The sequence below is a fragment of the Streptomyces sp. NPDC031100 genome (assembly GCF_055570785.1).
Window position 1 is genome coordinate 175869 of sequence record NZ_JBVIGN010000012.1, and the last position, 18231, is coordinate 194099.

Sequence of the window (18231 nt, forward strand, 5' to 3'; positions counted from 1 at the left end):
TGCGGGTTATTGCTGTGTGCTGGAGCCAACCCCCCCCCCCACCCCCCGCCCCCCCCCCCCCCCCCCCCCCCCCCCCCCCCCCCCCCCCCCCCCCCCCCGCCCCTGGGCATGCTGCCCCTCAGGGAGCGATCAGCCCAGGTCGATTTCCGGGTAGAGGGGGAACGCCGCCACCAGGTCCGTCGCCTGCTGGGCGATTTCCTGTGCCACCTTCTCCTCCAGGACGTGGGCCGCCTTGGAGGGGGCGCCGGACTTCGTCCTGCCCGGCTGCGTGGTGCCGAGGACGCGGTCGATCAGGCCCGCCACCTCGTCCATCTCCGCGATGCCCAGGCCGCGGGTCGTGAGGGCGGGGGTGCCGATGCGGATGCCGGAGGTGTACCAGGCGCCGTTCGGGTCGGCCGGGATGGCGTTGCGGTTGGTGACGATGCCGGACTCCAGGAGGGCCGCCTCGGCCTGGCGGCCGGTGAGGCCGTAGGAGGTGGCCACGTCGATCAGGTTGAGGTGGTTGTCCGTGCCGCCGGTGACGAGGGTCGCGCCCCGGCGCATCAGGCCCTCCGCCAGCGCGCGCGAGTTGTCCACGATGCGCTGGGCGTAGTCCTGGAAGGCGGGCCGGCGGGCCTCGGCGAGGGCGACGGCCTTCGCGGCCATGACGTGCGGGAGCGGGCCGCCGAGCACCATCGGGCAGCCGCGGTCGACCTGGTCCTTGAGGGAGTCGTCGCACAGGACCATGCCGCCGCGCGGGCCGCGCAGGGACTTGTGGGTCGTGGTGGTGACGATCTGGGCGTGCGGGACCGGGTCGAAGTCGCCGGTCAGGACCTTGCCGGCGACGAGGCCCGCGAAGTGGGCCATGTCGACCATCAGGGTCGCCCCGACCTCGTCGGCGATCTCCCGCATGATCCGGAAGTTCACCAGACGCGGGTAGGCCGAGTAGCCGGCGACGATGATCAGGGGCTTGAAGTCGCGGGCCTGGGCGCGCAGGGCCTCGTAGTCGATCAGGCCGGTGGCCGGGTCGGTGCCGTAGGAGCGCTGGTCGAACATCTTGCCGGAGATGTTCGGGCGGAAACCGTGGGTGAGGTGGCCGCCGGCGTCCAGGGACATGCCGAGCATGCGCTGGTTGCCGAAGGCCTGGCGCAGCTCGGCCCAGTCGGCCTCGGAGAGGTCGTTGACCTGGCGGGCGCCGGTCTTCTCCAGGAAGGGAGCCTCGACGCGGTCGGCGAGTACGGCCCAGAAGGCGACGAGGTTGGCGTCGATGCCGGAGTGCGGCTGGACGTAGGCGTGCCGGGCACCGAAGAGCGCCTTGGCGTGCTCGGCGGCCAGGGACTCCACCGTGTCGACGTTGCGGCAGCCGGCGTAGAAGCGGCGGCCGATGGTGCCCTCGGCGTACTTGTCGCTGAACCAGTTGCCCATCGCCAGCAGGGTGGCCGGGGAAGCGTAGTTCTCGGAGGCGATCAGCTTGAGCATCTCGCGCTGGTCGTGCACCTCCTGGCCGATGGCGTCGGCGACCCGGGGCTCCACGGCGCGGATGACGTCGAGGGCGGCACGGAAGGCGGTGGACTCGGTCGACAGGGGCTGCTCTGGCATGGGGACCTCCGGACGGCGTGCGTACAGCGTTCACGTTCGGCCCAGGCGCACGGCACTGTTTTCCCACTGGGCCGCTCCCCGATGGTCCGTCCCATCCCAGCGCGCCAGTCACGGCCCGTCGATCAGCCTACCGGGCGCGTCGGATCGCGCAGGTCCCGCGTCCACCATGCGAGCGAGGATAAGAAGGGGGGTGCATCCCGACTCTCTGGCCCTCTGGAGTTCCCGTGAACGCTACGGAGACGCTCATCGCCGCCGCCGACGCCCACAGTGCGCACAACTACCACCCGCTGCCGGTGGTCATGGCCACCGCGGACGGAGCCTGGATGACGGATGTCGAGGGGCGGCGCTACCTCGACCTGCTGGCCGGGTACTCGGCGCTGAACTTCGGCCACGGCCACCGGCGGCTGGTGGAGGCGGCCAAGGCGCAGCTGGAGCGGGTGACGCTCACGTCGCGGGCGTTCCACCACGACCGGTTCGCCGCGTTCTGCACCGAGCTGGCCGCGCTGTGCGGCATGCAGATGGTGCTGCCGATGAACACCGGCGTCGAGGCGGTGGAGACCGCGGTGAAGACGGCCCGGAAGTGGGGGTACCGGATCAAGGGGGTACCCGCCGAGATGGCGAAGATCGTGGTCGCGAGCGGCAACTTCCACGGCCGTACGACGACGGTCATCAGCTTCTCCACCGACCCCGAGGCGCGGGCGGATTTCGGGCCGTACACACCGGGCTTCCAGATCGTGCCGTACGGCGACCTGACCGCGATGCGGGAGGCGCTCACCGAGAACACGGTCGCGGTCCTGCTCGAACCGATCCAGGGCGAGTCGGGGGTGATCGTCCCGCCGGCCGGTTATCTGCCGGCGGTGCGGGAGCTGACCCGGGAACGGGACGTGCTGTTCATCGCCGATGAGATCCAGTCGGGGCTGGGCCGGACCGGCCGGACGTTCGCGTGCGAGCACGAGGGGGTCGCACCGGATGTGTATGTGCTGGGGAAGGCGCTGGGCGGCGGGATCCTGCCGGTGTCGGCGGTGGTGTCGAGCACCGAGGTGCTCGGGGTGTTCAGTCCGGGTGAGCACGGGTCGACGTTCGGCGGGAATCCGCTGGCCTGTGCGGTGGCGCTGGAGGTGATCGCGATGCTGCGCACGGGCGAGTACCAGGCGCGGTCCGCAGAGCTAGGCGAGCATCTGCACCGGGAGCTGGGCGCCCTGCTCGGCACCGGCACGGTGACGGCGGTGCGCGGGCGCGGGCTGTGGGCCGGGGTCGACATCGCGCCGAGGGTCGGTACGGGTCGGCAGGTGTCCGAGCGGCTGATGGACCGGGGTGTCCTGGTGAAGGACACCCACGGCGTGACGATCCGGATCGCACCCCCGTTGGTGATCAGCAAGGAGGACCTGGACTGGGGTCTCGCCCAGCTGCGGGCGGTGCTGGAGGTCTAGGAGTGTCCTGGAGGATCACGTGGGGCAGGAAGCGGGCGTACTCGTCGGTGATCAGGCCCGAGGACTCGCGGATGCCGAGGCCGGCCGGCTCGTCCAGGACGACCCAGGCGCCGAGGACGACGTGGTTGCCGTCGAAGGCGGGCAGCGGGGCGAGCGCCTGGTAACAGCAGGGCTCGTCCCGTACGACCGCGGGTGCGCCGGGCTCGTGGACGGTCACGCCCGCGCCCTCGCGGCCCAGCAGGGGCTTGGCGACGTAGCCGGCCGAGCGCGCCAGCTCGCGGGGGCCGTCCAGGTAGGCGGGCAGCAGGTTCGGGTGGCCGGGGTACAGCTCCCAGAGGATGGCGAGGAGGGCCTTGTTGCTCAGGAGCATCTTCCAGGCGGGTTCGATCCACAGGGTGCTGCCGGTGCCACCGCCGTTGTCCAGGGTGTCGAGGACGTGCCCGGCGAAGGCGTCGGTGGTGAGCCACTCCCACGGGTAGAGCTTGAAGATGCTGCGGATGAAGCGGAGCCTGTTGTCCACGAAGCGGCCGGAGAGGGTGTCCCAGCCGATCTCCTCCATGGAGATCCAGTCGGTGGCGAGGCCGGCCTGTTCGGCGGTCTCCTTCAGATAGGCGACCGTCATCAGGTCCTCGCCGAGTTCGTCGGCGGAGGAGTGCGCGAAGTGCAGGGGGCTGCCCGGCGGGAGCAGTCCGGCCTGTTTCCGCCAGGCGTCGACCAGGCGTTCGTGCAGGGAGTTCCACTGGTCGGCGCCGGGGAAGCGCTCCTCCATCCAGAACCACTGGGGTGAGGCGGCCTCGACCAGGGAGGTCGGGGTGTCCGCGTTGTACTCCAGCAGCTTGGCCGGGCCCGTGCCGTCGTACCGCAGATCGAACCGGCCGTAGACGGAGGGGAGTTCGGCGCGCCGCCGCCAGGCCTCGGTGACGGCCTCGGCGATGCGCGGCTCTGTGATACCGAGGTCGGCGAGACGGTCCTTCGCCACGATGTGCTCGGCGGCCGCGAGGCACATGCGGTGCAGTTCCTCGACGGTCTCCTCCAGCGCCTCGACCTCCTCCAGGGTGAAGACGTAGTAGGCGCTCTCGTCCCAGTAGGGGCGCAGTTCGCCGTCGGGGTGGCGGGTGAGGGGATAGACGAGCCCCTGCTCCTCGACGGTCTGCTGCCAGCCGGGGCGGGGGGTGGTCGTACGGCGTTCCATGGGACTGCTGCTTCCGCTCAGCCGCCGGAGCTGCCGTGGCCGCCGCCGAAGCCGCCGCGGTGGACACTGTGGCTGTCGCCCGAGGAACCGTGCGAACCGGAGCCGGAGCCGGAGCCCCTGCTCGGCTTGGTGAAGGAGCCGCCCTTGACCCAGGAGCCCTTCTTCTTGCCGCCGTAGTACCAGGCGCCGTTCACGGAGGCCTTGGTCGTCTTGCAGTTCTTGTCGGAGACGACCTTGTAGCCCTTGGTGAGCTGGTAGCTGTTCCGGTCGACGCAGCGCTTGTCCGGGTCGGACGAGCAGGCGGTCAGGGCGGTGGCCAACAGGCCCATGCCGCCGAGGATGACGGTGCCCGAGCGAAGTCGTCGGCGTGCGGTGGCCATGATGGTGTCTCCCCCGATGGCTGGCTTGCCCGTTGGCTGGCTTGTTTCCGGCGGTCAGCCTAGAGAACGGTGAGAGCGGGGGCCACGGCGGGTTGCGGGTTCGCCCTCCCCCTGAAGTCACTTCGCGCTCTTTGGGATGGTGTGTGCTGCGCTTTGAACATACGGTCAGCACGCTTGCTGCAGCTCACATGGACTGCATGATTCCTTCGCCTCGAGTCATGTCGAGCGCGTCAAGCAGAGCGGCTGAGCGTGTTCAGCAGAGCCGCGCCGCGCTCCGCGTCGTCGATGCTGACCGCGAATTCCGCCCCATTTCTCCGGGTGCGGATGACGAGGCATTCTCCGCTCCGCAGCATGACCGTGGTGCCGAGACCACTGAGCCGGTAACCCCAGCCTCCGACCTGTGCGGGGGTGCGGTTCTCGGCGCGGGCCGACTCGATCTCCTGGGCCGGCCAGCGCCGGGCGGGCCAGCCGAGCGGTCCGAACGCCACTTCCAGGCCGCGCTCCGATGCGCGTGCCTGAACGGTGGCACAGCCGGCCACGGCCAGGGACGTGAGCGCGAACGGGGCGACCAGGGCCCACAGCGGGCCGGCCGCGGCGAGGCCGCTGACCAGAGCGACGAGGGCCGCCACCGCCACCAGGCCCGCCACCGCCGCCACCAGCTGGAGCCAGGGGTTGGTGATGCGGGAGAGCCACACCAGGCGCTGCCCGCGCGGGATCTCCAGAACCGGGCGGGAAGGGTCCTGCGCGTCGGGCGCAGCGGAGGCCGCTACGCGCGAGTTCACCAGCCATCCGACGACTCCGGCGGCGACGGCCGCCGCGGTGAGCGTCACGACGATCCACGCCGTTGGCTGGCGGGCCTGGTGCCAGTCCGTGTGGTCCAGGTTCGCGCGGACGACGGATGCTTGTGCGCCGCCGAGAAGGATGCCCCCCGACAGCACGGCGGCGGCGGTCCACGCCCGCGACGTCCTGCGCGCGGGGTCTCCGGCCCGCCGCTGGGCCACGAACACGATCGCGGTCAGGGCCAGCCAGATCAGGGCGGGAAAGAGGGATGCCACCCAGAGGGGCATGGACCCGTCCGGGGTGTCCTGCCCGGATCCCCAGTGCGTGGCCAAGCGGTCCGGCAGCCGTCCGCGGGCGGCCCAGGGCAGGGCGGCGATCAGCCCGGCCGTACCCACTGTCCACAACCCGGCGCTCCAGCGCGCTCCGCGCCTGGCCCTGGTGCCGTCGTTCACGGTATCCCCCTGATCATCTCGATGAGATCGGTCCTGCTGTAGCCCCGTCGTGCCGCCTCGGTCACCAGCGCGTGCACCTGGTTCAGAAGCCCGGAGCGCTCGTCGGCACCTTCTGCCACGGTCACGCCCCGGCCTCTGCGGAACTCCAGCAGTCCGTCGTCCCGGAGGCTGCGCAGCCCCCGCAGGACGGTGTTGACGTTGACGTCCAGCGCCTGGGACAGGTCGCGTGCCGACGGCAGGCGGTCTCCCGGCCGGCACTCACCCTCGGCGATGGCGCGCCGGATGGCCCCGGCCACCTGTTCGTGCAGGGGGCGGGTGCTTCTCTTGTCCAAACGCAGCAACATGGTGCTACTGAAGATAGCACCATGCGCTTCAGGTGGGGAGGGTGGACCTACGGACGGACTGTGTGAGAGCGGGTGCGGAGGCCGCCACGATTCCCCCTTCGCCTAAAGTCACTCCGTGCTCTTTGGAATGGTGTGTGCCCTGGCCGCGGCGGTCTGCTTCGGTACGGCGACGGTGTTGCAGGCGGTCGCCGCACGGGAGGCCGGTACGGGCGGGGGCGGCGAGGCCGCGTTGCTGCTGCGGGCGCTCAGGCAGTGGCGGTATCTGGCCGGGCTCGCGCTGGACGGACTGGGCTTCCTGTTCCAGATCGCGGCGCTGCGCTCGATTCCGATCTACGCGGTCAGTGCGGCGCTGGCGGCGAGTCTGGCGGTGACGGCGGTGGTCGCGGCGCGGCTGCTGGGGGTGCGACTGACCGGCACGGAGTGGGGCGCGGTGGGCGTGGTGTGCGCCGGGCTCGCGATGCTGGGGCTGGCAGCCGGGCCGGAGGGGGAGCAGGCGGGTTCGGACACCCTGAGGTGGGCGATGCTCGCGACGGCGCTCTGCATGCTGGTGCTCGCCCTGCTGGGCGGGCGGCTGTCCGGGCGCCTGCGGGCGCTGGTGCTGGGCCTTGGGGCGGGTTTCGGGTTCGGAGTGGTGGAGGTGTCGGTCCGCCTGATCGACTCGCTGCACCCGGCCGATCTGCTCACCAACCCGGCGGCCTACGCCCTCCTGCTCGGCGGAGGCGCCGCCTTCATCCTGCTGACCTCCGCCCTGCAGCGCGGCTCGGTGACGACGGCGACGGCCGGCCTGGTGATCGGCGAGACGATCGGCCCGGCGGCGGTCGGCGTGATCTGGCTCGGCGACCGGACCAGGGAGGGGCTGACCTGGCTGGGGGTGCTGGGGTTCGCGGTGGCGGTGGCCGGGGCGCTGGCGCTGGCTCGGTTCGGGGAGGCGCCGGTGGTGGCCGAGGAAGGCTGAGCACCCACGGCACCACTGCATGCCCAACGGCGGGATGCCTCTACTCCATCACTCCCCGTCCGCCGCTCCGGTCCGCCACGTCCACCGCCATCATGCCGACGCATTCGTCGAGGGCCGCGTGCAACGGCACTACAAGAGCGGCGAGTTCGGCGTGCGATGCCTCACCCGCCTCCAGTACGGCGCCGACGACTGCCACCAGGACGGCGGCGGTCTCCAGGGCATGCGCGTCGGCCAGCGTCTGGAGGAGACCGCCGGGGCGCGCAATCACGAACGCCTCCTTGCCGGTGACTGGGTCGACGCCAAGGCTGCGGGGGTGCCATGCGCTCATACGGCGGCCTCCCACGGGACGTAGTAACGCCGCTCTCGTTCGTCACGCTCGCGTTTCTTTCCTAACGGCAGTGGTAGGTAGTGGTTGGTAGTAGTACTAGGTAATGCGCAGTGGAGAGTGGCGCTCTACGGTCAAAACGTGGACAAGATCAGCCCCGACTCGCCGCAGTACGTGTACGAACAGTTGGCCGCGATCATCGAGCGGAAGATCCGTTCCGGCGACTACCCGCCCGGCACCCGACTGCCGGGAGAACTGACGATGACGCACGAGTACAAGGTCGGTCCGGGTACCGTCCGCCGCGCTCTGGACATTCTTCGGGACAGGGGATTGGTGGTGACGGTACGTGCACGTGGGTCGTTCGTGGTCGACCCCCTGCCGCCCTCCCCCGCAAACCCCCAGCCCTCTGCCTAGAGGCCCCACAGGGAGTCGAATACGGCTACCACTGCCGCAGCTGGACCAGCCACTACAAGGTCTACACGGCACAGGGGCACAGCCTTCTCCGCCGTCAACTACGAGGACGGCTGCCGCTGCGACAAGACGCCTCAGGACGGCCTGGCCAAGACGGCCATGAAAAAGGGATGCGGATGAACAAGTCACTTCGCTACGTGATGGTGGCCGCAGCAGTCCTGGCCGCGTCGTCCTGCACCGCCCAAGCGGCACCGCAGGCGGTACCGTCCGCCGGCAAGACATCCACCGGCCGCCCGCTTTCGAAGAACTGGGCCTGCCAGAACGGGAAGTTCCACTGGGGCAAGGTAACCCGGAAGGACACGCTGGTTGCCGTGTCCGACGCCCACCACGAGAGCATCCCAGCGGGGCAGACCGCCAAGACCACGTACACCCTTGTCCCGATCCGCACCCTGAAGTCGGCCGTCACACCGGCCCGGACGAACGATGCCATGGACGCGCAGGCAGCGGTCACCTCTCTGGAGAAGGAGACCGGACTCGACCTTGCGAAAGCCGGCACCACCTTCACCCTGGCCCCCGGGGACAGGACCCTCGAGACGGAGTCCGGAAGGTCGTCGGGCGTGATCGTCGCCATGGTTGCCGTCGACACCGTCGAAGCACCCTTCGTCTACGGATGCGGCAGCGGGAACGAAGGCGTGCGGGGCACGCTGACCACCTGGCAGCCGGCCCCGTACACCTCACTGGTCAAGTGCGGGATCAAGGAAGAGCTGTCCAGGCCTGAGGTCGAGGCCGAAGCCCTCATGTGCGGACAGAAGAAGAGCAACTGAGGCCTGACCTCTTGCCTGTGGACGGCACGCGAGAAGCAAGCTGCCTCTAAGGGCTACCGACGAAACTCGCTGACCTGCGAGACCCCGACGGCCAGTTCCCTCGGGGCCGAGTGGACTTCCCGGAACAGGTGGTGGAGTTCGTCGCCCGGCAGATGCGGGTGCCTGCCGCCGAGTAGCCACCGACCTGCGACGTTTTTGGCATTGCACGGGGCGATGCCCCGGCGGGCGGCCTCGCGGGCCAGTTCCGGGCACGACCAGCGTGAGAGCGGTACTTCACTCTCGGCGGGCAGCCGGCAGGCCGGCGCCTTGACCTCGGCGGCCTGCAGCGGTGTGAACGAGGCGGGGCGGTGGCCGTCGGCCGTCTTCTTCAACCGCACGCGTTCGGCGGCACTCGGGGCTGTCGGACAGGGAGTGCGGACGGGCATGGCGGGCGAACCGACCGGCCGAAGTGGATCACTGGTACCCCGCAGCCCGCCCCGCCCGTCACCGCCCCAACCCCCGCAAGGACCTGTGCAGGAAGCCACTTTGACAGGGAAAACGCAACTTCGACATGGCCCGCAGAGGCAGCTACCTTCACCTGGTCTTCGGCGATCACCCACGGTCGCACAGGAGTTCCTTGAGGCTGAGCCACCCGCGGGTCCACACCAGGCACCCCCAACCAGGGAGAGACGCATGCCCCATCTTGCTCTGTACACATTCGGCGTCCTGAAGTCACCTCTCGCCGATCCCACACCTCTCACGCGCGAACTCCACGACCGCGGCGAGGCCATCTACCGGAAGATCGGCCAGCACCCCGGGTACCTCGCTCGTGCTGAAGCGGCAGACCGCAGCCGGGGCACGCACTTCGACTTGGACTGGGGTGCATGGGGAGAGTTCGCCGTACCGACCTGGTACGGCAAGGGCCGCACTGTGGAAACCGCCGCACTGGACGCGACCCTCTCGCTCTGGACCGACCTGCGCCCCGCCTTCGACGCCATCTACACCGGTCTGCACCGTGAGGCGCTGAACAGGCGTTACGACTGGTTCGAGAGGACAGGACACCCGAGTTACGTGTTGTGGTGGGTCTCCGACGGCGTGATACCCATCTGGCAGGACGGGGTCTCCAGGCTGGAGCACCTCCACGACCACGGCTCCGCGCCGCACGCCTTCACCTTCCACCACTCCTTCGCCCCGGACGGAACTCCGACCAGGATCAAAGGCATCGGGCCGAAGAGCGACCAGGTTCGCTGACAAGGAAACCCCGCACCACACACAGCACACTCTCCACAGTCAACCCCCGAAGGATCTACGGAGCCGACCACCAAGGCAGTGAAGGAGATGCCGGACTCCTCCTACGGCAACACCCTGCACAACGCCTCCAACGCTCCCGCCCACGCGCTGTCCGGCGGCGTCCCGTACCCCACCACCAGTGCGTCCAGGGGCTCGGCGACCGCCTGCTCATGGCGGTGGAAGGCGAGGCCGTGCAGGGCCAGGCCCTGCCAGGTGGCGGCCTGGATCACCGACTGTTCGGTGCCGGGTGGCAGCCGCAGTACCGCGTGCAGGCCGGCCGCGATGCCGGTGACCTGGACGTCGGGTGCGCGGTCGGCGACGGCCGCGGCGAGGGCGTCACGGCGGCGCCGGTAGCGCAGCCGGGACGAGCGGACGTGACGGTCGTACGCGCCGGACACCAGGAACTCGGCCAGCGTCAGCTGGTCCAGCACCCCGCAGGTGTCGATGTGGCCCTTGGCGGCGATCGCCTCCTCCACCAGGGACGGCGGCAGCACCATCCAGCCGAGGCGCAGGCCGGGGGCGAGGGACTTGCTGGCGGTGCCGAGGTAGACGACCCGGTCGGGATCGCGGCCCTGGAGGGCGCCGACGGGCTGACGGTCGTAGCGGAACTCGCCGTCGTAGTCGTCCTCCAGGACCAGCCCGCCGGTGCGCCGCGCCCACTCCACGACGGCGGTGCGCCGGTCGGGGTGCAGGGGCGTGCCCATCGGGAACTGGTGGGCGGGGGTGAGGAGCACCGCGCCCGCGTCGCCCGCCACGCCCGTGTCCGTGCCGAGTGCGTCGTACGGCAGCGCGGGGGTCGCGAGGCCCGCGTTCCGCAGCAGGTCCCAGTGGACGTCGAGTCCGTACGACTCCACCGCGACGGTTCGTACCCCGCGGGTGCGCAGCACGGTCCCGAGGATGCGCAGGGCGTGCGAGAAGCCGGCGGTGATCACGATCGTGTCGGGGTGGGTGCGGACGCCGCGGGCACGGGCGAGATAGCCGGCGAGGGCGGTGCGCAGTTCGGGGCGGCCGCGCGGATCGCCGTAGCCGAGGGCGTCGAAGGGGGCGGTGGCCAGCGCGCGGCGGGCGGCCTTGAGCCACTCGGTGCGTGGGAAGGCGGCGAGGTCGGGGGTGCCGGGGATGAGGCTGTGGGCGGGGCGGTCGGTTTCGCGGCGCCGGGGTGCCGTACCCGGGCCCGCCGACGGGACCACGGCCCGCTCCCCTACCCGCGTCCCGGAGCCCTGGCGGGCGGTGAGCCAGCCTTCGGCGACCAGGTCGGCGTAGGCCTCGGCGACGGTGTTGCGGGCGATGCCGAGGTCGGCGGCGAGGCTGCGGGAGGAGGGGAGGCGGGTGCCGGGGGCGAGGCGGCCGGTGCGGACCGCGTCCCGGAGTGCGTCGGTCAGGCCGCGGCGCAGGCCGCTGGATCCCGCCGGTTCCAGGTGCAGGTCGACGCCGAGAGTGGCCCAAGGATTCGCCATGGAAATGGACCATACTCCTGGGCTTCCTCGCTCCTAGGGTCGAAGCATGAGCACTACACAGGAAACCGTCGAGTACGCCACCGAGCACGCCCCGCGGATGCAGTGGGCCAAGCACGCGCCCGAGGTCTACAAGGCGATGATCCGCCTGGACGCGGCCGCCAAGCAGGGTCTGGACCCCACGCTGTACGAGCTGGTGAAGATCCGCGCCTCGCAGCTCAACCACTGCGCGTTCTGCCTCGACATGCACACCAGGGACGCCCTCGCGGCCGGCGAGAGCGTCGAGCGGATCGTGCAGCTCAGCGCGTGGGAGGAGTCGCGGCACTTCTACACGGAGAAGGAGCTGGCGGCGATCGCGCTGACCGAAGCCGTCACCGTGCTGACCGACGGCTTCGTGCCGGACGAGGTGTACGACCGCGCCGCCCGTCACTTCGAGGAGGCCGAGCTGGCGCAGCTGATCGCCGCGATCACGGTGATCAACGCGTGGAACCGGTTCGGCGTGACCACCCGGATGACCCCGGGCCACTACCAGCCGGGGCAGCACGGGTGAGCAAGGCGGAGGTGTTCCGCGCGCTGCACCTCAAGCGCACCCCGGGCGACCCGCTCGTCCTGCCCGGCCCCTGGGACGCGGCCAGCGCCCGGGTGTGTGCCGAGGCCGGGTTCCCGGCCCTGGCCACGCCGAGTGCGGGCGTCGCCGCCTCGCTCGGGTACGCGGACGGGGCGACCCCGGCCGACGAGATGTTCGCCGCGGTGGCCCGGATCGTGCGGGCGGTGGACGTGCCGGTGTCGGCGGATGTCGAGGGCGGGTACGGGCTCGCGCCGAAGGAGTTGGTGGAGCGGCTGCTGGAGGCCGGTGCCGTGGGGTGCAACCTCGAGGACTCGGAGGGGGGTGTCCTCAAGGACCCGCACGCGCACGCCGAGTTCCTCGCCGAGGTGCGCTCGGCCGCCGCCGACCGGCTGTTCGTCAACGCCCGTGTCGACACCTTCGTCCACGGCGACCGGGATCCCGAACGGGCCATCGAGCGGGCCGCGTTGTACGTGGCCGCGGGCGCGGACTGCGTGTATCCGATCCTCGCACCGGCGGACCTCCTGCCGCTGTTGCGGTCCGGGATCCAGGGGCCGATCAACATGCTGGCCCGGCTGGACGGCGAGGGCCCCTCGCCCGCCGCACTCGGCGAACTCGGGGCCACCCGCATCACGTTCGGGCCGGGACTCCAGCGGCGGGCCGCGGCCGCGCTGCGGGAGATCGCCGACAGCCTTACCCGGTAGGGCCGTTCAGGACAGCCACTGCTTCCACACGGAGGGGTGGCTGTCCACCCACTTCTTCGCCGCCTCCTGCGGTGAGAGCTTCCGGTCGGCGATCATCAGGGAGACCTCGTTCTGGTCCTCGGTCGTCCACTTGAACTTCTTCAGGAAGGCCGCCGCCTTGCCGCCGGACTGCGCGAAGTCGGCGTTGAGGTACTTCTGCAGCGGGGTCTGCGGGTAGGCGCAGGCGACCTTCGCCGCGTCCGCGTCGCAGCCCTCCTTGTACGGCGGCAGCTTCACCTCCGTCATGGGGACCTTCTTGAACAGCCACTGGGGTGAGTACCAGTAGGTCAGGAAGGGCTTCTTCTCCTTGGCGAACTGCTTCATCTGGGTGATCTGGGCCGCCTCGGAACCGGCGAAGACGACCTGGTAGTCCAGCTTCAGGTTCTGCACCAGGGCCTTGTCGTTGGTGACGTAGGACGGAGATCCGTCCATCAGCTGGCCCTTGCCGCCGCTCTCCGCGGTGCGGAAGAGCGGGGCGTACCTGTTCAGGTTCTTCCAGTCGGTGATGTCCGGGTGCTGCTTGGCGAGGTACGTCGGGACGAACCAGCCGATGTGGCCGGTCACGCCGAGGTCGCCGGCGCCGGCGATCGTCTTCTTGTCGGTGACGTACCGCTTCTCCTGGTCGGGGTGGCCCCAGTCCTCCAGGATCGCGTCGACCCGGCCCTGGCTGAGCGCGTCCCAGGCGGGCACCTCGTCCACCTGGACGGTGTCGACGCGGTAGCCGAGCTTGTGCTCCAGCAGGTACTGGGCGACGGACACGTTGGACTGGGCACCCACCCAGGACTGCACGGACAGGGTGACGGTCTTCGAGCCCTGCGCGTTGGCGAACGGCGAGGCCTGCTTGGTCATGTCGGCGGCGCCGCAGCCGGTGAGCAGCACCAGCGAGCCCACCACTGCAATCGTACGAATGCGCATGTCAGACTCCCTTCCTCGCGCGTCGCTCCGTCGGCTGGGTCACCCGGTCGAGCATCAGGCCCAGGCAGACGATGGCCGCACCGCCCACCAGGCCGGTCGCCAGGTCGCCCTGGGCGAGGCCGAAGGCGACGTTGTAGCCGAGGGCACCGCCGCCGACCAGGCCGCCGATGATGACGACGGCGAGGACCAGGACCACGCCCTGGTTGACGGCGAGCAGCAACGACCGCCGGGCGAGCGGGAGCTGGACCTGCCACAGCTGCTGGCGGCCGGTCGCGCCGAGCGAGCGCGCCGACTCCAGCGCGGCCGGGTCCACCTGGCGCAGGCCCTGCGCGGTGATCCGCACGACGGCCGGGAGGGCGTAGACGACCGCGGCCGCGACGGCGGGCGCGCGGCCGACGCCGAACAGGGCGACGACCGGGATCAGGTACACGAACTGCGGCATGGTCTGGAAGACGTCCAGGACCGGGCGCAGGGCCCGTTCGACACGGTCGCTGCGGGCGGCGGCGATACCGGTCGCGACGCCGAGGACGAGGGTGACGGCGACGGCCGCGAGCACCTGCGAGAGGGTGTCGAGGGACGGCTCCCACACCCCGAGCACGCCGATCGCGGCCATGGCGAGGACGGCGGTCAGGGCGGTGCGCCAGGTGCCGATCAGCCAGGCCGACGCGGCGACGAGGAGCAGCACCGACCACCAGGGCAGCCCCTGGAGGCCGCTGCGGACGGGGTCCAGGATCCAGGTCGTGAAGTGGCCGGCCCAGTCGGCGGTGCCGCCGACGACCGGGACGCCGGAGTAGAGGTGGTTCGTCATCCACTCGACGGCGCGGTTGACCGGGTCGGCGATCTGCAGGGTCCAGCCGGAGGGCCAGTCGAGACCGCCGAGGAGGCGGGCGGTCAGGGCGACGGCCACGGTGACCGCGAGGGCGTAGGGCCGGCCGATGGTGCGCGGCCGGGGCCCGCCTTCTCCCGCGGCTGCGGTGACGCGGTCCAGGACGACGGCCAGCAGCACGATCGGGATACCCGCCGCGAGGGCCGCGCCCACGTCGACGGAGGCGAGCGCCTGGTAGACGCGGTCGCCGAGACCGCCGGCGCCGATGACGGAGGCGATGACGGCCATGGACAGCGCCATCATGATCGTCTGGTTGAGGCCGAGCAGGAGTTCCTTGCGGGCCAGCGGGATGCGGGCGGTCAGCAGCCGCTGGCGGGCGGTGGCGCCGAGCGACTCCACGGCCTCCAGGACCTCGGGGTCGGCTCCGCGCAGGCCGAGCGCGGTGAGGCGGGCCATCGGCGGGGCGGCGTAGACGACGGTGGCGAGGACGGCCGCGGGTACGCCGATGCCGAAGACCAGGACGACGGGGAGGAGGTACGCGAACGCCGGGAGCACCTGCATGGTGTCCAGGACCGGGCGCAGGGCGCGGTCCAGGCGGTCGGAGAGGCCGGCGGCGAGGCCGAGCACGACGCCTACGGCCACGGAGGCGAGGACGGCGACCACCATCAGCGCGAGGGTCTGCATGGTGGGCACCCACATGCCGAGTGCACCGCAGGCCAGGAAGGCGACGGCCGTGCCGGCGGCCAGGCGGACGCCGGCGACGCGCCAGGCGATCAGGGCGCCGCATGCCGTGACGCCTGCCCAGCCTGCGGCGAGCAGGGTGAGGTAGACGGCGCGTACGGAGAGGACGACGGCGTTGCTGATGTGGCCGAAGAAGTAGAGGAACAGGGGGTGGCTGTCCCGGTTGTCGATCACCCAGTCGCTGGCGGTGGCCAGGGGCTTGGAGAGGTCGACGGTCAGTGCGTGCGGCCAGGCGTTGCTTCCCCAGCGGCTGTCGACGAGGGGTACGACGATCGCGGCCAGGGCTGCCAGGGTGAGGAGCTTGGCTGCGGCGCGGGTTCTCAGGATGCCGGGGAGTGCTGTGCGGGGGGCCGTTGCTGTGATCGTTGCCATCAGACGCCCTCCGGACTGGTGCGGGGCGGGGGTGGGGTCGCTTGCCGGCGCTTGGCGGGTACGGCGGTGGCGTCGCCCGCGGCCGCGACGCCCGCCACCACGCCCAGCAGCTGTGCGTGGTCGACCACGCCCACGCACTTGCCCTCGTCCATCACCCGCGCCGGAGTTCCCGCGTGGGCGACTGCCTCGATGGCCTCCGCCACCGGGGCGTCCGGGCGGACCGCCGGGCCGCCCGCCGCCTCCTGCGCGAACGCGGGGCGCATGGCCGTGCGGCAGGTGACGACCTGTTCGCGCGGGACGTCGCGGACGAACTCGCGGACGTAGTCGTCGGCCGGGGAGGAGACGATCTCCTCGGGGGTGCCGAGCTGGACCACCCGGCCGTCGCGCATCAGGGCGATGCGGTCGCCGAGTTTGAGGGCCTCGCTGAGGTCGTGGGTGATGAAGACCATCGTGCGGCCCTCCTCGCGGTGCAGGCGGGCCACCTCGTCCTGCATGTCGCGGCGGATGAGCGGGTCGAGGGCGCTGAAGGGCTCGTCGAACAGCAGCACCTCGGGGTCGACGGCGAGCGCGCGGGCCAGCCCGACGCGCTGGCGCTGGCCACCGGAGAGCTGGGCCGGCCGGCGCTTCTCCATGCCCTCCAGGCCCACCTTGGCGACGAACTCGGCGGCGCGCTCGCGCCGTTCGGCCTTGCCGACGCCCTGGATCTCCAGGCCGTAGGCCACGTTGTCGAGGACCGTGCGGTGCGGGAGCAAGCCGAAGTGCTGGAAGACCATGGCGGCGCGGTGCCGGCGCAGTTCGCGCAGGCGGGCCTTGTCCATGGCGCGGACGTCCTCGCCGTCGATGGCGATCGTGCCGGCGGTCGGCTCGATCAGCCGGGTCAGACAGCGGACGAGGGTGGACTTGCCGGAGCCGGACAGGCCCATGACGACGAAGACCTCGCCCTTGCGCACGTCGAAGGAGACGTCCCGGACGGCGGCGGTGCAGCCGGTGCGGGAGCGCAGGTCGGCGGGTGTGAGGCCGGACAGCTCGGGGTCCGCGGGGATGCGGTCGGCCTTCGGGCCGAAGACCTTCCACAGGCCGTCGACGGAGAACACGGGTGTGTCGGTCGCCGTACTCATCACGCACCACCTCCCATCAGGTCCACGGCCTTCTCGCCGACCATCAGCACCCCGATCATCGGGTTGACGGCGGGCATGGTCGGGAAGACGGAGGCGTCGGCGATGCGGATGCCGTCGAGGCCCCGGATCTTCAGCTCGGGGTCCACCACGGCGAGTTCGTCGTCGGGGGCACCCATCTTGCAGGTGCCGGCCGGGTGGTACACGGTGTGGGCGACCTTGCGGGCGTACTCGCTCAGTTCGGCGTCACCGAGGATCTCCGGGCCCGGGCAGACCTCGCGCTTGAGCCAGCCCGCGAGCGGTTCGGCCTTGGCGATCTCGCGGGCGATGCGGATGCCGTCGACCAGGGTCCGGGCGTCGTAGTCGTCCTCGTCGGTGAAGTACCGGAAGTCGAGGGCGGGCTTCACGGAGGGGTCCGCGCTGGTCAGGTAGAGGCGGCCGCGGCTCTTCGGCTTGGGGATGTTGGGGGTCATCGAGACGCCGAACTCCGGCCGCTCATAGCCCAGTCGCTCCGGGTTGTCCGTGAACGGGATCTGGTAGAAGTGGAACATCAGGTCCGGGCCCGCGTGGTCGGGGTCGCGGCGCACGAACAGGCCCGCGTCGGAGTCCATCGCGGAGTTCTCGGGAATCGGGCCGTGGGTCTCCCAGACGATGACCGACTCGGGGTGGTCGAGCAGGTTCTCGCCGACGCCCGGCAGGTCGTGCGCGACCGGTATGCCGAGCGCTTCCAGGTCCTCGCGGGGGCCGATGCCCGAGTGCATCAGCAGGCGGGGCGAGTCGACGGCGCCCGCGCACAGGACGACCTCGCTCCGAGCCCGTATCAGCAGCTCCTCGCCGTCCTTGGTGCGTACGTGCACGCCCTCGGCGCGGGTGCCGTTCAGCTCCAGCTTGTACGCCCAGGTCTCCAGCAGGATCGTCAGATTGGGCCGCTCGTCCATCACGGGGTGCAGGTACGCCACCGACGCCGAGGAGCGCTTGTTGTTCTCGGGGTGGTAGGCGAGGTCGAAGAAGCCGACGCCCTCGGTGAACGGCTTCTTGTTGAAGCCCTCGACGCGGGGGACCCCGAGCGCCGACCGGGCGGCGTCCACGAAGTCGCGGGCGATGGCGTTGCGGTCCTTCTCGTCCACGGAGACGATGTTGTTGAGGAGGCGGGCGAAGTAGGCCTCCATGGGGACGGCACCCCAGCCCTTGGCGCCGGCCGCCTCCCACTCGTCCCAGTCGGACGGGAGCGGCTTGAAGGAGATGAGGGTGTTGTGGGAGGAGCAGCCGCCGAGGACGCGGGCGCGGCTGTGCCGGATGTGGGAGTTGCCGCGGGGCTGTTCGGTGGTCGGGTAGTCGTAGTCGAGGTCGCCGCCGAGCAGGCCCATCCAGCGGCGCAGGGTCAGCACGTCGTCGCGGCCGACGTCGCTGGGGCCGCCCTCGATGACGGCGACGGTGACGTCCGGGTTCTCGGTGAGGCGGGAGGCGATGACGGAACCGGCGGTTCCGCCACCGATGACGACATAGTCGTAGAGGTGGGGAGTGTGGGACATGGTGGTGCTTGCTCCGGAAGCTCGAAGG

18 protein-coding genes, 1 pseudogene and 1 riboswitch are annotated in these 18231 nt (G+C 71.0%); of the genes and pseudogenes, 7 read left to right on the top strand and 12 right to left on the bottom strand.

What is annotated here, in order from left to right; translation table 11 throughout:
* Nucleotides 1–129: 129 nt before the first annotated feature.
* Nucleotides 130–1578: a glycine hydroxymethyltransferase gene (locus ACZ5DS_RS30825; RefSeq protein ID WP_468245007.1), complete on the bottom strand. Its 1449-nt coding sequence runs from the start codon at nucleotides 1576–1578 to the stop codon at nucleotides 130–132.
* Between the two features lie 32 nt (nucleotides 1579–1610).
* A riboswitch (ZMP/ZTP riboswitch) is annotated at nucleotides 1611–1700 on the bottom strand.
* 102 nt (nucleotides 1701–1802) lie between these two features.
* On the opposite strand from ACZ5DS_RS30825, the gene rocD reads away from it, so the two are divergent.
* Nucleotides 1803–3008, top strand: coding sequence for an ornithine--oxo-acid transaminase (gene rocD, locus ACZ5DS_RS30830; protein WP_468245008.1), 1206 nt, complete (start codon nucleotides 1803–1805; stop codon nucleotides 3006–3008).
* Between the two features lie 10 nt (nucleotides 3009–3018).
* Here rocD and ACZ5DS_RS30835 read toward each other — a convergent pair.
* From ACZ5DS_RS30835 to ACZ5DS_RS30850, 4 genes and pseudogenes are all read right to left on the bottom strand, one after another.
* A pseudogene (locus ACZ5DS_RS30835) lies at nucleotides 3019–4200 on the bottom strand (glutathionylspermidine synthase family protein); the annotation flags it as partial.
* Nucleotides 4201–4217: 17 nt separating this feature from the next.
* Nucleotides 4218–4580, bottom strand: a complete 363-nt coding sequence (locus ACZ5DS_RS30840; protein WP_468245010.1) for a hypothetical protein — start codon at nucleotides 4578–4580, stop codon at nucleotides 4218–4220.
* A 230-nt stretch (nucleotides 4581–4810) separates the two neighbouring features.
* Nucleotides 4811–5812 carry a DUF1648 domain-containing protein gene (locus tag ACZ5DS_RS30845; protein WP_468245012.1) on the bottom strand — a complete coding sequence of 334 codons (1002 nt, stop codon included), beginning with the start codon at nucleotides 5810–5812 and terminating at the stop codon, nucleotides 4811–4813.
* Entirely contained in the window at nucleotides 5809–6156 is a 348-nt protein-coding gene (locus ACZ5DS_RS30850; protein WP_468245014.1) for a GntR family transcriptional regulator, read from the bottom strand. Before ACZ5DS_RS30850 ends, ACZ5DS_RS30845 begins: the two co-directional genes overlap by 4 nt.
* Before the next feature lie 127 nt (nucleotides 6157–6283).
* On the opposite strand from ACZ5DS_RS30850, the gene ACZ5DS_RS30855 reads away from it, so the two are divergent.
* Nucleotides 6284–7111: a DMT family transporter gene (locus ACZ5DS_RS30855; protein WP_468245290.1), complete on the top strand. Its 828-nt coding sequence runs from the start codon at nucleotides 6284–6286 to the stop codon at nucleotides 7109–7111.
* 40 nt (nucleotides 7112–7151) lie between these two features.
* Here ACZ5DS_RS30855 and ACZ5DS_RS30860 read toward each other — a convergent pair whose 3' ends face one another.
* Nucleotides 7152–7379, bottom strand: coding sequence for a hypothetical protein (locus tag ACZ5DS_RS30860; protein ID WP_468245017.1), 228 nt, complete (start codon nucleotides 7377–7379; stop codon nucleotides 7152–7154).
* 198 nt (nucleotides 7380–7577) lie between these two features.
* On the opposite strand from ACZ5DS_RS30860, the gene ACZ5DS_RS30865 reads away from it, so the two are divergent.
* Nucleotides 7578–7850, top strand: coding sequence for a GntR family transcriptional regulator (locus tag ACZ5DS_RS30865; protein ID WP_468245019.1), 273 nt, complete (start codon nucleotides 7578–7580; stop codon nucleotides 7848–7850).
* Between the two features lie 173 nt (nucleotides 7851–8023).
* Nucleotides 8024–8671, top strand: coding sequence for a hypothetical protein (locus tag ACZ5DS_RS30870; protein ID WP_468245023.1), 648 nt, complete (start codon nucleotides 8024–8026; stop codon nucleotides 8669–8671).
* Between the two features lie 53 nt (nucleotides 8672–8724).
* Here ACZ5DS_RS30870 and ACZ5DS_RS30875 read toward each other — a convergent pair whose 3' ends face one another.
* Nucleotides 8725–9048: a hypothetical protein gene (locus ACZ5DS_RS30875; RefSeq protein ID WP_468245024.1), complete on the bottom strand. Its 324-nt coding sequence runs from the start codon at nucleotides 9046–9048 to the stop codon at nucleotides 8725–8727.
* Nucleotides 9049–9343: 295 nt separating this feature from the next.
* Here ACZ5DS_RS30875 and ACZ5DS_RS30880 point away from each other — a divergent pair, with 295 nt between their 5' ends.
* On the top strand, nucleotides 9344–9901 hold the full coding sequence (locus tag ACZ5DS_RS30880) for a DUF3291 domain-containing protein (protein ID WP_468245027.1): 558 nt from the start codon (nucleotides 9344–9346) through the stop codon (nucleotides 9899–9901).
* 101 nt (nucleotides 9902–10002) lie between these two features.
* Here the strand turns inward: ACZ5DS_RS30880 and pdxR are convergent, their stop codons facing one another.
* Nucleotides 10003–11397, bottom strand: a complete 1395-nt coding sequence (pdxR, locus tag ACZ5DS_RS30885; RefSeq protein ID WP_468245028.1) for a MocR-like pyridoxine biosynthesis transcription factor PdxR — start codon at nucleotides 11395–11397, stop codon at nucleotides 10003–10005.
* A gap of 46 nt (nucleotides 11398–11443) precedes the next feature.
* On the opposite strand from pdxR, the gene ACZ5DS_RS30890 reads away from it, so the two are divergent.
* Together ACZ5DS_RS30890 and ACZ5DS_RS30895 are read left to right on the top strand one after the other, a co-directional pair.
* Nucleotides 11444–11944, top strand: coding sequence for a carboxymuconolactone decarboxylase family protein (locus ACZ5DS_RS30890; RefSeq protein ID WP_468245031.1), 501 nt, complete (start codon nucleotides 11444–11446; stop codon nucleotides 11942–11944).
* Complete coding sequence (locus tag ACZ5DS_RS30895; protein ID WP_468245033.1) at nucleotides 11941–12663, top strand: isocitrate lyase/PEP mutase family protein; 723 nt, start codon at nucleotides 11941–11943, stop codon at nucleotides 12661–12663. The genes ACZ5DS_RS30890 and ACZ5DS_RS30895 overlap by 4 nt, the downstream gene beginning before the upstream one ends.
* A 6-nt stretch (nucleotides 12664–12669) precedes the next feature.
* Here the strand turns inward: ACZ5DS_RS30895 and ACZ5DS_RS30900 are convergent, their stop codons facing one another.
* Genes ACZ5DS_RS30900 through ACZ5DS_RS30915 form a run of 4 tightly spaced genes read right to left on the bottom strand, consistent with a single transcriptional unit; the run spans nucleotide 12670 to nucleotide 18203 of the window.
* On the bottom strand, nucleotides 12670–13617 hold the full coding sequence (locus tag ACZ5DS_RS30900) for an ABC transporter substrate-binding protein (RefSeq protein WP_468245034.1): 948 nt from the start codon (nucleotides 13615–13617) through the stop codon (nucleotides 12670–12672).
* 1 nt (nucleotide 13618) lies between these two features.
* A complete protein-coding gene (locus ACZ5DS_RS30905; RefSeq protein WP_468245037.1) occupies nucleotides 13619–15556 on the bottom strand; it encodes an ABC transporter permease in 1938 nt (645 codons plus the stop codon).
* Complete coding sequence (locus tag ACZ5DS_RS30910) at nucleotides 15556–16674, bottom strand: quaternary amine ABC transporter ATP-binding protein (protein ID WP_468245038.1); 1119 nt, start codon at nucleotides 16672–16674, stop codon at nucleotides 15556–15558. Before ACZ5DS_RS30910 ends, ACZ5DS_RS30905 begins: the two co-directional genes overlap by 1 nt.
* Nucleotides 16674–18203, bottom strand: coding sequence for a GMC family oxidoreductase (locus tag ACZ5DS_RS30915; RefSeq protein ID WP_468245041.1), 1530 nt, complete (start codon nucleotides 18201–18203; stop codon nucleotides 16674–16676). Before ACZ5DS_RS30915 ends, ACZ5DS_RS30910 begins: the two co-directional genes overlap by 1 nt.
* Nucleotides 18204–18231: the final 28 nt, after the last annotated feature.